We start from the raw sequence: 16,511 nt of genomic DNA, 5'->3' as shown, positions 1-16,511 counted from the left end.
GCCAAGAAGGTAACTCGCCAAGCGAATGGTACTTCAGATTGGGAGGCAGCCTCTCGATCTGGAGCCATCCATTGACCATCCTGGTTGGCGGGTTCGTCGGCGTCGATCCCGACCTTGCCAAGCTGTATAATGAGAGATCGCGCTATGGTATAGGCGGCTACCAACTTGACAGGCCGCGCTGCCGACCCACTGCTTTGGAGTCGAAACCGGCCGGCTACAATTGCCCATTAATGGTTGCTTCTGCGCAAGTATAACGGTGGATATCCGAGCCAATAAATTGCGGGCGATCTTCAACTCGCGTAGGCAGTTATAGTTGAGTGGGGGGAATGTAGCGCGGGGACGCACACCGCTTCGACAGTTCATGCGTGCGCTCGACAAAGCCCTTTCCTGGAGGTTTACATGCGACGCAAGTTGCCCGTCATACTAATGGCATTCGGCCTTTTGTCGGGATGCGGGACCCGGGTGCCGGACATGGCGCCTAGCGGGTATGCCCAAGACGATACCATCACCGAGAACGATATTATCAAGCACGTCCAGTGCGAGATCGCGACCGGAGCCGAGAAGGCAATAGCGATGTGGGCCGATCAAAACGTGCCCGTGGACTGGCTTAAGACTTGGCAGGCCAAGGTGAACCTTAAGCTCGTCGTTGACGACACGGGAAACTTCAATCCAGGTGTGTCGATCATCGATCCTATGAGAAACGTGATCTCCACATTTCCTACCGGCGGCAACGTCACCAGCTCGCAGAATTTCACGCTCGGCTTGGGCTTGCAAACTTCAACCCAAGCGACACGAACTGAGACAATCGCGTTCACTTATCTGCTCGGCGACCTCATGGCGCATATCAAGGAAAACCGAGGTGGCAAAGAAGCTGTGGGACAGCATTCAGGTGAGGACTGCGTCGGCTACGGTCGCGTTCCGATCCTAGGGACGCTCAAAATCGATGATTTTATCATCGCCAAGGCCGGCCTTGCCGCAGGAGGCGATCCGATACCCAACAACGGCAAAGTCTCGCCGTTCACGGTGTTCAGTGACGAGGTTCAGTTCATCGTCACCGTGTCTGGCAACGTGAATCCGGTATGGAAACTGGTTCACGTAAGCGCCAACGTTGGGAATAGCCCGCTGTTTAACGCCAGCCGCAAACGCACACAGACCGTAACCATCACGATGGGTCCCAGTGACTCCAAGGAAATCCAAGCGATCTATAGCGCGAACCTGATCGCGGCTGCGATACGCGATCAATGAAGGGAGCTAGGCCATGAGCGAGAATTCCGTGCCGGAAAGCCTTCAGGATGCCATTGACAATTTCAATGCCGAAGTCGCCACCGTTGAGCAGATAAAGAAGTATACGGACTATCTTGATAAGCTCACCACTGAATTCAGCCACATAGAGCCATTCGCAAGGATGCGCTCATGCAATGATCCAAATAGATCGAAAGATGATTTCTGCAGATACGCTAACACTTGCTACCAGAATAGGCGGATGGTCGGCTACTGTGAAGGCGCCAACTGTAGACTATATCTTATTGATTGCAAAACATAATTAGCTGATAGCGTTACAGTATTTCACTGTCAGTTTATTTTGCACTTGCAAGAGGATATATAGCAGAATAACTATTTTCTGCCGGAAGAATGACTATACAAAACCATCAACCTCAGCCGGGAAAACCCGTCCGCTATTGTGTGGCCGCCGCCGCATTCCTCCTGAACGCCCTGCCCTTTGCTTGGTCGAAGTCGACTACTGGCCGACCAGATCGCCTTCGGCAAGACCTCCAACTTGGGATGGCCACTTGGGCGTCATCACCGTCGGCTTGAACATTTTTCTTTCTTGATACCGCCGGCTCAGCTCGAAAATGAACTGCGCGGCGGCCTAATCCGCATGTCCGCTTTCGGGTACCACGAAACCTCAAATGAAGGTCTGACATGTGAAGGGTTTCGGGTGCCGTCAGGCGTACGAAAGCCTCCCATGCAGGAACCCGCGGGCCGCATGCTGTGCGCTATGGGGATTTGTGTGGCGGGGTGTGCCAGCGCCTGTCGCGAACGCTCACATTTCGTGCTGCGGGCGTGTCGAGGAAGTAACGTCCGGGCTTGGTCGGGGAGCTTGTTGCGGTGATTCTGACTGGGTTCGCGTGCCTGATGACGGGCGCAACAGCAAAGCGCACATGCGTTTCCGTTGACCTGCGCCGGCGTAGCGCGGTCGTGGGGGCAAGCGGGCCATGCCGGATCATGGAGAGTTCTCCCGGCTCGCCGCGGTCGCGTTGGGCGGTCCGCGCGGCTGCCTCCACCGTTCGAACACCTCGATGACGATCATGCGTCCGCCGCAGCACGGGCATGACGGGCGCAAGTCTTCCGGCTCGTGCGGGGTGTCGTCATCGGGAGGTGTGGCAACGCTCAGCAGTTCGCGGGCGAGCGCGAGGCTGGCCTTGCGGGAGCCGCCGGCAAGCAGGCCGTAATGCCGGATGCGATGGAAGCCGTGCGGCAGGACATGGAGCAGGAAGCGGCGGATGAACTCATCAATCGCGAGCACCATGACCTGCTGGCGGTTGGCGCCTTCGCGACGATAGTCTTTGTAGCGGAAGGTGACGCTGTTCTTGTCGAAGGCGATCAGGCGGCGGTTCGAGATCGCGACCCGGTGGGTGTAGCGCGACAGGTAGGCAAGCACGGCTTCCGGCCCGGCGAAGGGCGCCTTGGCATAGACCATCCAGCGCTTCTTCCGGACTGGCGACAGGTGCCGCAGGAACCCGCGCCGCCTTTCGCGCCATTGCACATACCAATCTCAGACAGATGGGAAGACGAGCAGGCCAAATGTCAGATGCTGCGGCGACACGCCATGGCCGCGGACTGGTCCGCGCGGCTGCGCAGCCAACGCACCGAACATCAAACCGAGATGCTCGACCTTCTGCGATGCGGTCTCCTCACCCCAAACGCCGTTGCGCTGCAGACCGAACGCAGTGAGTGTCGCGGTCTTGAAGCGGATCAGATCCGCCATTTCCATGGCGAGCGCAGGCGGGGCGTCGATAACGCCGGACATCAGGTCAGGGTCGGTGAACAGAGCACCATCGTCATCCTGGCGCTCACGCCGAACTCGGTAGCCGTCATTTGCGGCGTCCGACTGACCATATGTGATACCTGGGAAACGGATGGCGTAACGCTGTTTCAACGCAGCAGCCTGGAATCTCCGGTAGTCTGTTGACCCGCTGATGACTACACGCCGGACCCATTCCAGGATCTCTTCCTGTTCCTCTGGGCGCCGTGTGTTAAAGTCGTCGGGCAAATGCCACGCAAGCCGCCGGCGTTCTCGCAGTAGGGGCGTGGCGTGTGAGCTAGGTTCTTCCTCTTCTCGACTAGGGCGTTCTGGAAATACTTTCCGTTCATTGTCGATTGCGTTCGCCGTGTCTTTCTGACAGTTTTCACGGCGGACTCGGGCGACAAATCGGGGGGTAGCCGTGACCAAAGATATTGAATCAACCGACAGCACCGACAAGATAATTGAAGAGCTCATCGCTCTTCAGCGAAATTACTATTTTGAGAAAAGAAACGTCAAAACTGAGCGCCAGCGGAAGGTTCGCGAAATCATCGAACGTGCCGCCAAGGACGAACGATAATGCTGCTTGAGGAGATCCGACTCAAAGATTTTCGTTGTTTCCACGGCGAGTCAGCCATCACATTCTCGACCGACCCGATTCGAAATGTGACACTTGTCTATGCTGAGAATGGCGTCGGCAAAACGACGCTTCTCAACGCACTTCTGTGGTGTTTTTACGGGCAAACCACAGCCCGTTTTGAGAAAAGTGAAGACATTCTGAACTACGACGCGAAAGCAGAGGGCAGAAACACTGCGTCGGTGGAGGTGCTCTTCGAACACAACGGTAGCCAGTACATCGCCAAGCGCTACTTCAAGCCTGGCGCGGTTTCCGGGTCTGAGCGTCCGTTCCGGATCGCTCGGATCGACGCCGGCAGCCAAATTTACATTGAGCCCGAAGACACTTTTATCAACACGGTCATCCCCCGGGAAATGGCTGGGCATTTTTTATTCGACGGCGAGCACGCCGAGATTTTTCTAGGGGAGCAAAACCGATCTGCTATTGGCGACGCGGTGCGTGACATTCTCGGATGCACTCTGATCGAAACAGCAATCGATGACTTGGAAGCCGTGTCAAAGGCGTTTCGCAGGCAAATGCCTGGTATTAGCCATTCCACTCAAATCACTGACCTCAGTAACCGAATCGATTCCCTTACCGCTCAAATCGAGCAGGCGAAATCTTCCATTGATTTAAATGTGGAGGAGTATCGCAGCGTAGAAAGCCAGATCGCCGATATCGAAGAAAAGCTCAGAAACACCGCCCAGGCCAAAAGCCTTCAGAACGAGCGGGACACCCTTCAAACTCAAAGACAGCGTGCGGAAAAGCGGCGCGGTGACCAGGAGGAGGAGGTTCTGAAATGGCTCGGTGAAAATGGTCGATTCATCGTATCAAAGCGCCTGACTGAGGAGGCGTTCGAATTCATTGACAGCGAAGAACACCGAGGACGAATACCTTCGCCCTACAATGAAGAATTTGTCCGCGACATCCTGCACGATGAGACCTGCATTTGCGGCGCCCACATAGAGCCAGGGAGTGAAGTTGCGCAACGAGTTGCAAGGTTGCTCGACCGAGCTGCCAACCAAGCTATGCGAGATCGTGTTACAAAGGTTAGGGCGCGCCTTAGCAATCTCAAATCGGAACGCGCCAAAGCGCCAGAGAGGTTGATGGCGGCAAAGCGCGCGCTTGCCGGCACAAACGAGGAGATAGCATTCCTCGAAGGCAAGCTCGGTGACGTCAGTGACAAACTGAAGGGGGTGAATTTTGGCGATATCGCCGAGCGCGAGACGCGGCGGGAAGAACTCCGTAAACGACTTTCCACGCTCGATCGCGAGCGGGGCTCCATTGAAACCAACATCAAGGCGGCAGAATCCGAAGTTGCTCGTTGTGAAAGAGAACTCAACCAACTAGCGATTCAGGACAAGGAGACGAAGGTTTTCGCGAAGCGGCGAGCGTTGTGCGAGAACATCAAGGGATCGTTGGAGAATCGGCTGCGAGATGAAGAAGCTCAGGCAAAACGTGTGCTCCGCGCCAGCATCCGCAAGATCATAGAGGCCACCAGCCGAAAGAACCTCACTCTGCGCATGTCGGACGACTACGTGGTAAGTTTGGTCAATTCCGACGGAATCGCACTGCCGAAATCGAGCGGTGAGAACCAACTCTTGGGCCTCGCATTTACTGCGGCTCTCGTGGAGTTCGCCAAGATCCGCAAGAATGCCGAAGACAAGAGCTTATTGCCTGGCACCGTCGCTCCGCTTGTCCTCGATTCGCCTTTTGGGCAATTGGACCGAGCCTATCGATCGGCAACGGCGGATTTCATTCCGAAGATGGCCAGCCAAGTCGTCTTGTTGCTGTCGCAATCCCAGGCTGCCGAAGAAGTCATGCAGAGTCTTGGCGGCTGCATCGGTTCCGAATATGTGCTGGTCAGGCGCAACAAAGGAGCTCGAGGTGCCAAGGCCCACGAGTCGCGGCAATTCAACGGACAGGTTATCGAAACAACGACGTTCGATTCGAAATTCGATGGCACGTCGATAGTGCAGGTGAGCTGAATGCCCGCTAGAGCGCCAAACATCAATCGAAGCCGGGTTCACGAGGAGATGGTACAGCGACTTGTGTCGAAACTCGCTGGGATGCCGCGAGCATTGTTCCCGACGATTCGCGAGCTTCTCTGCTTCGCTGCACTGCTCGGTTACTCTGAAAAAAGGCGAACTCCATTGGACAAGAATGATGGCGTGGAGGATGTCTCTTATCAACAATTTGAGCGAGGCGACGCAGAAGACCTCATTTGGCTGATTGCCTTGGCAGAAATGAAGGACACAGAAATCCTTAAAGACGGAGAAGAGGGTCGCTGCGCAGAAATTTTTGAGGAATATGCGAACGGAGGACTATTTATTCTTCGGGAGGTTTTGCAGCGCTCGGGAGGTGAGTATCCAGACCGCGCGATTGTGGACGCACTTCATGAGATGAAATACTTGACCGGGGACGACACGGAACCTGACTTGTCGAGCTTGAAATTTTGAAATGCTGCGAGATTTGCCCCTGAAGTCCGTATACAAATCGGACACCGACAATATACTTGACGACTTCTATTTCCCGGCGTTGGCAACTGCGAGCCGCTATGATCGGGCGGTGGGTTTCTTTTCCGCTGCAACGCTGAGCTATGCTGCACAGGCGCTCTCGAATTTCGTCAAGCACGGCGGGCAGATACGGCTCGTTTTAGGCGCCTTCTGCGATCAGGACGATCTGGATGCCGTGATGGCCGGCTACCGGCAGCGCGAGATATCGGAAGCGATCGGGCGGCAATTCCTCAACGAGATAGTTAGCCCAAGTGATGATCTGTTTCAGAACCGGGTTGAAACACTGGCTTGGCTGATTGCTCACGGCCGTCTTGAAGTGAAGATCGCTCTCCGCGCAAAGGGCATGTACCACGACAAAATTGGTATCATCACGGATGATACCGGCGATTCCGTGCTGTTTGCGGGTTCAGCCAACGAAAGCTTGTACGCGCTTTTGCCCGCTTTCAACTACGAGTCGATTGACGTCTTTCCGTCGTGGAGACCGGAATTGGCCGACTATTACGCCCCGCATGCTAGGAGCTTTGAGCGACTGTGGGAAAATGTGAGCAACGGCACCGCGGTCCTCGATATTCCTACAGCCGTAAAGGATCATTTGGTTGCAGTCGCACGGTCCTTGGAATATGTCCCAGACCCCGAACTTGAGGCAGCCATAGCAGCGCGAATTTACACGGGCACGAACACCTCGGCGAGAACGCATGCCTCGCGACCGAGTGAGCCCAAGGCCATCAACGGCCAGCCATTCACCATTCGCCCGCATCAGATCCAAGCCCTGGACAACTGGAGGGCGGTTGGGGATTTTCATGGCATCCTGGATTTGGCCACTGGCTCAGGCAAGACAGTGACGGCGATCCACGCCATAGTGAGATTGTCGCAAGCGATCAAGAGTTTGGTTTGTGTAATAGCAGTTCCGTACCAGAATCTAGCGGACCAATGGTGCGATATCCTCTCGGTGTTCAACATCTATGCGATCCGCTGCTATGTCTCGAAGGATCAATGGGTCGAGGATCTGAGGATGGCTGTCCATGAGGCAGCTCTGGGGGCGCGCGAGTTCACCGCCGTGGTGGTTGTAAATCGCACCCTCAAAACCCAGGAGTTTCAAGATTGCCTCGCACAAGTACGCGGCGCTTGGATGCTCTGGATCGGTGACGAGTGTCATCATCACGGATCGGCTTCACTTTCGGCAGCTTTACCCCTTCAGGCCAAGTATCGGTTGGGCTTATCAGCGACGCCTGAACATTACTTGGATAGCGAGCGGAATACACGTCTCCAAGCCTACTACGGAGATCAAGTCTTCCACTACTCTCTTGCACAAGCCATTGAGGACAAAGTTCTCGCCCCTTATCGATACTATCCACACGTGATTGAATTCACTCACAACGAGGTCACCGAGTTTTTTGATTTGTGTTCCGAGATCGGCCGACAGTTCGCCCGCAACGAGAATGCATCTGCGGACAACGCATCGCCGCATCTGAAGGCGCTGTTAATGCGGCGATCGCGGCTGGTGGGGTCTGCCGCGAACAAACTGCGCGAGCTTGCTCGAGTCCTGGCCCACGAAAAGCCCAGCACCCATACACTCTTTTACTGCGGCGACGGTTCGGTCGAAACAGACGAAGAAGATGATGACTCCGACGGCTCATTTGAGCAGCGGCAAATCGAAGCGGTGAGTGAACTTTTGCATAGGATGAGCTGGGATGTTTCCCGCTTCACCTCAAGAGAATCGCGCAAGGAGCGTGCAACAATTCTAGAGAACTTCCGCTTGGGCGTGATTGATGCCATGGTTGCAATTCGTTGCCTTGATGAGGGTATCGACGTGCCCGCATGCGGCACCGCCTATATCCTTGCCAGTTCAAAGGATCCTCGACAGTTCATACAGCGCAGGGGACGCATTCTTCGCCGGTCACCTGGGAAGGTCAGTGCCACTATTCACGACTTCATCGTCGTTGTTCCCGACGGGCTCGACGCGGATGAAGAGTTCGCGAAGCGCCTCATCGTCGATGAATTGAAGCGCGTAGCAGAATTCGCGAAACTTTCGGAAAACCGGTTCGAAGCTTATGATGCTCTGAGGCCGACATTGCATAGATATGGTCTTGAGCACCTGCTTTAGAAGCAGATCGGCTCATTTGTGACAGATGACGCAACCACCAACGCTCTCATCGATCCCATAAACGTCATCGATCGTATCGGGCGATTTGCCAGATAGCGGATTTTGCGGACGACGCTTACGCAGGCGTTCTGCACGACGCTCATAGTCCAGTTTGATTTGCTCTGCCCGTTTCGGCGCAATTAGTTCTGTGAGGCTCTCGCCCTGACTCCATGTAAATGGAGACCCGTCTTTCAACGCTGTCTTCTCATAGTCGATTGCTTCGGCAAACCGGTCAGGATGGTGCTCGGCAAGTCGTACCCACTCGATTTTTTGCTGGAAAAAGCAAAAGGTGCAGCCCGATCGCGACCGCCAGCCATAATACTCAGGCTCGCCGACATCGGCCTGTTGAAGCATTTCGATGACCCTCCCGCGGTCGATCCCGGCTTCGCGAAGAGGGAGATGTACGTGCATGTTGGGGTGGGTAGCTTGGTAGCCGTCGCGGGTGGGCTCATCGGCGCGAATCGCAACGTATGAGTGAATCGTCACTCCAAGTTCGAGGTCAGGACGGATCCATTGTTCCAGGGGCCGAAGTTTCAACTGCCGGGTACACCAGCGTGTTCGTGGCGATGGTAGGAAATTGCCATATTCCTCAAGCCAAAAATCAAAATCACGATCAGGATTAAGGCGCAAGATTGGCTTGCCGAGAAAGCCTTCGAGCCTGTCCAGAAAGCTGTAGACTTCAGGCAGTTCCTTCCCAGTATCGGTAAAGAAATATTCGATTGGTAGACTAGGGTGGTGTTGCCGCATGTAAACAGCCAGCGCAGCGCTATCACGCCCACCCGATACGCCCAGAATATGCCTATCAGCCTTCATGCCACTTCCAATTCGATATCAGCTGCAAGGCTGGCAACGGCTCGCGCGAGGGCCGCAAACTGAATGCGCCCGATGGAGTCGTTAGTACCCAAGACCCTCAGAAGCCGGTCGGCTAACGCAGTTGCTTCGGCCTTTTCGGCCTCAGTTAACACGAAGCTACGCAGCAGCGGAGGAGTCCGCGGATCAACTCCGACGACGAGAGCCAATGCTTCCGTATTTGACCGACGGTCACGCACCACGGCCAACGCTTCCAGCTCGCGAAATTGACGGCCAAAACGCGCCAGTTGCAGCAATGCCTGATCTCGATCTCGATCCGACCACTGGCGAGATGGCTTGTGAAGCAGGAGGCTAGCTATGCCTTCAATATCGCCCTCGCCGTCATCGAACGCAGCGGCGCGCATCGCAAATCCTTCAAACGCAAAGTCGTTTGTCAGATTCCTGATCGAGGCAGCGCGCTCTGCGAGACCCGCGAAAGTTGTGGCCTCAACTGCCAGTGATCGTGCAAGGGCGGCTCGAAGCTGATTGAGAAGGGAACCATAGGCTAATTCAGCCTCGACAAGCGCGAGATAGACTAACTCTGCAGAAAACGCATCATCGAGCACCGCTGGCAGATCCTGGAAAAGGAGGCCTTCAGGGTCGCGCGATTTCAGAACGACGCCGCGTACGTTCTTACCGATCTCGCTGATCGTGTCCGTGCGTTGTGCATAGGGTGTCAAATTTTCGTAGCGACGGAACAACGCCTGCGCGATCGGAAGCGAAGCGGATTCATCATTTACTCCGAGCCGTTGAGCCAAGCCGCTCAAAAAAGCTGCCTGACGAACAGATCTATCAATCCGACGCAAACGGATGTCAGCCGGTTTCTGCAAAAGCTTGTCAACGAACACGTCGTCAAGGCCGGTCTGAAACGCACCATCGATGTAGACCGCAAGCCGATCACGATTGGCCATCAGGTTTGCGAGGGCGAGAACGGGCATTACTCCTGCCTTCAATCCGATCGGGGGCGCCGCCCAAATCCGGTAGAGCTCACCCAGGCTGATGTCCGAAGCCCCTTCAAGTACCGCCCACGCTGGTTTCAACGTCTCGGCGTCTCCAGTTCCTGTCGGTCCTCTAAAATCGAACGCTCCCGTCTCGATTTCGGCATGGAGGCCGAATGGTTTTAGTACTGTCAGATATAATCCCATCTCGGCCGGAAATCCGGTGATGCCGAGAGCGGGTTGATCTGAACGCGACACCATCGCATGGCAGAGCTCGCGAAGCGCTGCCATTGCGCTTGATGATGGCCGGTCACGTTGGAGCAGTTCGCTTTGGAGCACCGGCGCCTGATGAAAAGCGGCATCGGCGAGTTCCGTCGCCACGAGCGTTAGAGGTTCACGGAGCGAGCGGGTCGGGTTGGGTGCTAACCACCAGCGCGTGTTGTTGAGTGCGGCTTCAAGGTTTCGATGCACGAGATCAACCCCGGCGGACCGCCGCGCAGCCATCTCGCGCCGAGCGATTCGATCGCCTTCAAGTTGTGGATGCTCTCTGAAGACGCGTTCGATCGCAAATAGCTCGGCGGCGCTTAAGCGAAGTGAATAGCCGTCTGTCACACCTCCGATAGCGGCGATCACATCTGCTTTATGGAGCAGTTTGGCAATGGCCTTACAACGACCAGCTATCTCATTGGCATCGAGTGAACCGTCGCCTAACAAAAGAACAAGTGAACCGCTGCCTTGCAGTCGCCGACCTTTGATGCGATCAGCAAGTTGCTCAGCAGTGTCGACATGGCCCGCAAGCATAATAATGATTTCAAAGGTCCGAAGCGAACCGGTTCGGAAGTAGTGCCGCTTGGCCGTTGCAAAACCCAAGCCGACACGTTGCGGTGTAATCGCCAGCTGCTCCGGATCAAGCGGACCTGTCGCCTTGGCAATAGCATCATCTAGATCGAAATCGCTGCCGGCGAAAAGGGCATATCCGTTCAGGCGTGGTTGCCTAATTAGGATGGCCCATTCGAGCAATTCTGCCAAGGCAGCCCGGCGGTCGACCTCCGACGCATAGGGTGTGGCGGCCGCAAGAATGTCGTCGGCAAGCGCCAGACCAGATCCATTCCGAAAGAACTCGATAGCTGCGGCACATTTTGTCAAGGCGACGTGGAGTGCACCACCTCTTGCTGCTGCCCGCTCGATTGCCTCAAATGCCAAGCTGAAACGGGGTCCATCGGCGCCGCTTGCTAGCGCCATGCCGAAGTTAGAAGCGAGATAGTCCCAGAGTCGATCGGGGTTGTAGGTATTATCTCCAATGCTGGTATTGAGATGCTCTTGAAATCCCGCTGGTTCGGCTGAGCTTAGGAAACCAAACACACTCCGCTCGTTTTGGGCGAACCGCTGTCGCGACACCGGGCCAAGCAAGAGAGATGTGACGGGGTTGAGGGGCCAGGTTGCAGTTAGAGCCTCGGCTAGGACTTTCTCTTCGGTCGGCCGTCGCTTTCCGACAGCTCTGGCAACTGAATCAGCCGCAACTGCCGCGGAATTCGGTCGCTCGTTGCAGGAGATTGCTCGGCCGAGAAGTGCCACCGTCTCGTCGGCGCCCGCAAGGAATGGAATGTCCTGATATCGGCCTTGAACTTTGACCCATTCCTGACGCGCGTCGCGCGAAGCCCGTGCCGCATATTGATCGAAGGCTTGATGCAAAATGCCGACCACAATCAAGCGGCCGTCGCTGCGGGCACTGTGCTCGGCGATATCCTGCAACAGATGAATGTCGCCGCCCTCAAGGGCCTCGTGTTCAAGCAGCTTTCCAAGTTCGTCTAACACCACGAGGGCGCCGCTGTGCGTAATGGTCGCCGACGTCAATAGCGTCTGAATCAGATTGTCATCACTAGCTATGGCGCGCTTTAGAACTGCTTTCGACCATCCGAACGCGATTACCCCGGCCTCAGCGATTGCTTCGCGAAGCCCAGTGCGACTACCGGTGACTGCTACGACCGCCCAAGGTCCACGATCCTCCGGAAACGCCTTCTCGTAGATTGCAGTGAGGGTCTTGCCGGCGATCTGCCGCGCGATCTTGCGGTTTTCGGGAGGTCCAGCCACGAGGTTAGCCATCAACAGCGCGGCGCTCGACTTTCCGCCGCCATAAGGCCCGGTCCAGGTGAATGCCCCTTGCTTGCTGTCGACTTGGCTGGCCGCAAGAGTAGACAGAGATTTTTCCACGCTAGCCTGCAACACATAGCCAACCAAGGGTGGAGTGCCATTGAGATCCGCGTCCAGACGCGCAGAGCGCGCAAAACGGCGATTGATCTCGACAATCGAGGCGAGTTTCGTCATGCAGCCACAGCCAATGCCGAGTGGGGATGGTAGCCGCGCGCCACAAGCGCCAAATGATTTACCTCGCCGACACGCTGTATCTGCCGCAGGCCGGCTGTATCAGTCCAAATCCACGCCCCGTCCGTGAGTGCTTCCAGACCCATCAGCCGAGTTACGACACTATCCTCGTCGAGCTTGAACACGCGACCTGGAGATCCAACTGCGTAGCAAACTTGCTCCGCGCTAATCACAGTGGATCCGCCTTGACGATCCCAGAATTCGGCAAGTGCGTACGCAAAGATTCCATCCGGCAAGGTGGGCTTGGGCCCCCGCACGAACTCATTCCATCCGCCGAAGCGCGCCTCGCGTATCAAACCGAGCTCCGCAAGTAGCGGTTCGGCTGCATCCTCGGGCTGGCCGTCTTCACGCCGGATATAGCTACGTAGAAACACCTCGACGTCACGTTTGAGAGTCCCTCTGGTCGCTTTCCAGCCCCTCGCTTCGACGAGATCCGACAGCTCGTCGACGAGCATCGGAGGATCAAACTCGATAGCGGTCAAAGCGTTGAAGGCATAGTACGCCGTCGTCGTCAGAAACGGGTTGCCGGCTACTGCCCAATGGACCAGCCAAGTTGTAGCGGTGCGTTCGACAAACGGATCATATCCATCGTCAGCCAAGATTGCTCGCCCTAAGGGGGTCGGGCGGAGCGTCCGATCCGCCTCCTCAATAAAGCGGGACGCCAAGCCCCAATAACGCATGGAAACGGCCATGTTGCGACCGACCCCAAAACGTGCGATAGCTGACTGTTCCTGAAATGTTCCAATCGGTGCGCCGCATTCCACAGCATCGTAAGCCTTCTTCAGCCAAAGAAGACGCAATGGGAACGTCTCATGGCCGGCAAACTGCCCTCGGGCGTCGGAACTAAGGATGGAATGCTTCATACAAGCACCCTACAGGCTACTGGTGGGATCGTCCAGTCCGGTGCCGGGCCTGCAGCAAAGCATCTGCAATGAGCGAGGCGGCAAGATCAATTTCAGCGTCGGAATTGTATCTATTGCAAAATATCCGAATAACGGACTTGGATTCGCGATGATCAAATCCCATAGCGAGCAAGACGTGAGAAGGAAGAATCTGCCCAGAGGCACAGGCTGATCCAGTTGAAAGGCACACAGTTCGACCCAACGCCAAGACTATGTCATCAGCTTCGACGCCATTCATCACCAAGCTTAGGCTTCCCGGTAACACGGACGTCTCACCTGTGGTGCTGACAAAGCTTACCTGCCGTTCGGCGAGCCGAGATCTCAATCGATCGGCAAGTCGACGACCGTGCATTGCATCTTCCTCTATCCGACCGGCGGCCACCTGAGCAGCCGCGCCGAGGCCAGCCAACAGGGGAACAGGCTCGGTGCCGGGCCGTACCCCTCCTTGTTGCCCACCTCCAAATTGAATTGGAAGCGGCGTTGGCGCCGCAGCCGCGACATACAGAGCCCCAACCCCCACCGGTCCGTAAAACTTGTGCGCGGAAATGCTAAGGTAGTCGACATTGAGATCAACGACGTCGACTGAGGTTTTTCCGACGGCCTGCGCTGCGTCAGTATGGATTAAGGCGCCGACAGCGCGTCCGATCGCTACGACGTCCTCGATAGGTTGTAGAGTCCCGGTCTCGTTGTTCGCCATCATCACAGAAACCAGCAATGTGTTGTCGTCGACTAGTGCGGCAAGTGCGGTGAGGTCGACCAAACCTGTCCGGCTAACCGGCGCCACCACAACGTCAAACCCCTTGTCAAGCAGGGCGCGCGCCGGTTCAAGCACGGCTTTATGTTCCACGGCCGAAACGACAATCCGTCGACGTTTATTGCCAGTCTCGACAGCCAATCGCGCAATACCGCCAATCGCCAGGTTGTTCGCCTCCGTGGCTCCCGACGTGAAGACAATTTCCGACGGCGCTGCCCCTATCAATCGGGCAACAGACGCACGTGCTTGTTCTATTGTTGCGGCTGCTCGCTCGCCAGCGATGTGAGGAGAGCCAGCATTTCCGGGTGCCGACCAAGCAGAGAGCATCGCGGCACGGGCCTCAGGGGCGAGAGGCATAGTCGAAAAGCCGTCGAGGTAGATCGGATTGTAGGTCATGGCTGTGCTGCTGCTTGAGCTCCTTGTTGCGATTCGTTGCCCGCCGGCTAGACCGACGATTTCAGAGCGCCCAGGAACTCGGTCAATTCCAAATAATCGTCGGCCTTGCTAACCGGAACAAGCTGCACGTTTAGATCCTTGAACCATCGGTCCTTCTCCACCCCCGTTATGTCTTGTTCAGTCATAACCGCGTAGTGGTTGGGCCCTGAGCCCGGAGCAAAGGCGTCAGCAATGTAATTTAGGAGCAGTTTGATCTCCGGATCAGTCATCGAAGCGCCAACGAAGACGATTGTAAACATAGTGAACATCGCCGAGAGCAGGCTCTGATACGCACGCTGTCGGTACAGGATGTTTCTGTAGTCGATCTCGGTGAGTATGATGCCATTCCCTACCTTCGCGGCATCGCCGTGAGCTTTAAGGATAAAAAATTCACGTTTTGATAGTCGGCGCTGAAGTTCGCCTACCTCTTTGAACGTGAGAACCGGCACATCTTCATCTCCCGCAGATCGATAAGCACGCTCGATAATTGTGTCGTAGTTAGTCGTTAGGACGAATTGAAGGCGATCAAGCGATACTAACGCGCGGTGAAAGTCGGTCGGCTTGGGTTTTGGTGCAATAAAACTAGATTCGATGAACTCGTCGAAATAGAGGTGGATGTCTTCCTTGAGGCCGGAGGCAACCATCAGATACTTGCTCGGATCCGACAGGAGTTGCCGATACTCCTTCGCCTTGCCAGACTCGACCACGAGGTGTCGCTCCCCTTCCGCAATCATCTTTTCTAAAAGCGTTCCCCAAACAGGCAATCCAGCTCCAGCGGATGCACCAGCGCCCACCAGGACCGCACAACGGTTCTTTCTATAGGCGTCCTTTAGCTTGTCAGGGATTCGTGCCAAGTCGAACGCCATCATGGCCTCGCATCGATGTTTGGGCAAAACGCACGCAGCGCAGCGTTTCTAACCGTGAGATTCACGGCCAATCCACCCTGAGAGCGAAATGCAACAATGTAGTTGTACAGGTGCCGGTCAAGCGCCTTGTTTCTCCGCCTGCCCCGGATCAGCACCTCTGGTTTGCTGTTGAACTCGCGCCGACGGTCCTCGAAATCCAAATAGCGCGCCGCGAGTTTAACTGCATCAACGGCTGCGCCAGTTTGGTGACGTTGCATCACAAGCCAGCACAAATCCACGAAGATCCACTTTTGAGTGATTCTGTGCGCGACGATCTCATTTACTTCGGCAAGAACGTTTAGTGCATCCCCAACTTCCGCCGACATTTCGAGAACGCGTTCGGCTTGGGTCGGCCCGAAATGCCGAACCATTTCCTTTAGGTCGAGAGCTTTGATGTCTTTGCGACCGCGGTAGGCTGCCATCGCGAATGCGTGTGTTGCGTAATCCTGTCGTTTGTAGCGAGCGTCGGGGATGCGACTGTTCACGAAAAACTCATGCGAAGTGGCCACCGCGTCGATAACGTGGCGCATGGGTCCCAGAATAGCGTTTCGGAGCTCAGCCGGGTTCAGCGAGACGCCCATCTGGAGGCGCGAGAAAAGATTTGTGATCTCGTCGTTTGTAGCTGTCGTAATTTCAGCAACGCTAACCACAAATGCGTCAAATCGATCCCGGAGAGTCTTATGCAGCTGCGCATACGTTAAACCGGCAATCGGGTGACCTTCAATAGGCGATAGCGCCTCGGTGTAGAAGAGCGTCAGCGCCCCGGACCTAAACTCCCAAATCGCTCGGAGTCGCTGTTGGCCGTCCACTGCGTCATGAGAGTACACACCCCCGGGCGCGAGTGCCCGCAGATAGATTTTCGGAATATCCATTCCACGGAGGATAGAGTCGATCAGCAACACTTGCCGCGGGCCCCTCCAGGCCGGCCCCCGCTGCCAAACCGGATTGAGATTGATTGTATTCTGGTTGCTGACAAGTTGGGTAATAGGCCAACTTCGTTGCCGAATCTGCATTTCCACCTCTATGTTGACGATACGCAGCGAGTA

The 16,511-nt window shown here is 55.9% G+C and carries 11 protein-coding genes and 2 pseudogenes; 5 read left to right on the top strand and 8 right to left on the bottom strand.

Going from position 1 to position 16,511, the window contains the following annotated elements; translation table 11 throughout:
- The first annotated feature begins 399 nt into the window (after positions 1-399).
- Entirely contained in the window at positions 400-1,245 is an 846-nt protein-coding gene (locus NKH02_RS16835) for a hypothetical protein (RefSeq protein WP_352880150.1), read from the top strand.
- Positions 1,246-2,224: 979 nt separating this feature from the next.
- Here the strand turns inward: NKH02_RS16835 and NKH02_RS16830 are convergent.
- A pseudogene (locus NKH02_RS16830) lies at positions 2,225-2,740 on the bottom strand (IS91 family transposase); the annotation flags it as partial.
- Between the two features lie 39 nt (positions 2,741-2,779).
- A pseudogene (locus tag NKH02_RS16825) lies at positions 2,780-3,298 on the bottom strand (hypothetical protein); the annotation flags it as partial.
- Positions 3,299-3,446: 148 nt separating this feature from the next.
- On the opposite strand from NKH02_RS16825, the gene NKH02_RS16820 reads away from it, so the two are divergent.
- The 4 genes from NKH02_RS16820 to NKH02_RS16805 are packed head-to-tail and all read left to right on the top strand — an operon-like array spanning position 3,447 to position 8,261.
- Complete coding sequence (locus NKH02_RS16820; RefSeq protein WP_352880148.1) at positions 3,447-3,605, top strand: hypothetical protein; 159 nt, start codon at positions 3,447-3,449, stop codon at positions 3,603-3,605.
- Positions 3,605-5,629: an AAA family ATPase gene (locus NKH02_RS16815; protein WP_352880146.1), complete on the top strand. Its 2,025-nt coding sequence runs from the start codon at positions 3,605-3,607 to the stop codon at positions 5,627-5,629. Before NKH02_RS16820 ends, NKH02_RS16815 begins: the two co-directional genes overlap by 1 nt.
- Positions 5,630-6,100, top strand: a complete 471-nt coding sequence (locus NKH02_RS16810; protein WP_352880144.1) for a DNA phosphorothioation-associated protein 4 — start codon at positions 5,630-5,632, stop codon at positions 6,098-6,100.
- Between the two features lies 1 nt (position 6,101).
- Complete coding sequence (locus NKH02_RS16805) at positions 6,102-8,261, top strand: DEAD/DEAH box helicase family protein (protein ID WP_352880142.1); 2,160 nt, start codon at positions 6,102-6,104, stop codon at positions 8,259-8,261.
- Between the two features lie 12 nt (positions 8,262-8,273).
- Here the strand turns inward: NKH02_RS16805 and NKH02_RS16800 are convergent, their stop codons facing one another.
- From NKH02_RS16800 to NKH02_RS16775, 6 genes are read right to left on the bottom strand one after another with little or no spacing between them, the layout of a single operon-like run.
- Positions 8,274-9,113: a phosphoadenosine phosphosulfate reductase family protein gene (locus NKH02_RS16800; RefSeq protein ID WP_352880140.1), complete on the bottom strand. Its 840-nt coding sequence runs from the start codon at positions 9,111-9,113 to the stop codon at positions 8,274-8,276.
- Positions 9,110-12,412: a hypothetical protein gene (locus NKH02_RS16795; RefSeq protein ID WP_352880139.1), complete on the bottom strand. Its 3,303-nt coding sequence runs from the start codon at positions 12,410-12,412 to the stop codon at positions 9,110-9,112. The genes NKH02_RS16800 and NKH02_RS16795 overlap by 4 nt, the downstream gene beginning before the upstream one ends.
- Positions 12,409-13,332 (bottom strand): DUF4007 family protein, encoded by a 924-nt coding sequence (locus NKH02_RS16790; protein ID WP_352880138.1) that lies wholly within the window; start codon positions 13,330-13,332, stop codon positions 12,409-12,411. The genes NKH02_RS16795 and NKH02_RS16790 overlap by 4 nt, the downstream gene beginning before the upstream one ends.
- Positions 13,333-13,348: 16 nt before the next feature.
- Entirely contained in the window at positions 13,349-14,521 is a 1,173-nt protein-coding gene (locus tag NKH02_RS16785; RefSeq protein WP_352880136.1) for a cysteine desulfurase family protein, read from the bottom strand.
- 47 nt (positions 14,522-14,568) lie between these two features.
- Positions 14,569-15,429, bottom strand: coding sequence for an SIR2 family NAD-dependent protein deacylase (locus tag NKH02_RS16780; protein WP_352880134.1), 861 nt, complete (start codon positions 15,427-15,429; stop codon positions 14,569-14,571).
- Complete coding sequence (locus NKH02_RS16775) at positions 15,426-16,478, bottom strand: GmrSD restriction endonuclease domain-containing protein (protein ID WP_352880133.1); 1,053 nt, start codon at positions 16,476-16,478, stop codon at positions 15,426-15,428. Before NKH02_RS16775 ends, NKH02_RS16780 begins: the two co-directional genes overlap by 4 nt.
- Positions 16,479-16,511 lie beyond the last annotated feature (33 nt).

The sequence above is a fragment of the Mesorhizobium sp. M1396 genome (assembly GCF_040317725.1).
Lineage (GTDB): Bacteria > Pseudomonadota > Alphaproteobacteria > Rhizobiales > Rhizobiaceae > Mesorhizobium.
The sequence above is the reverse complement of the archived record's forward strand: the minus strand, read 5'-3'. Positions and strand labels throughout refer to the sequence as shown.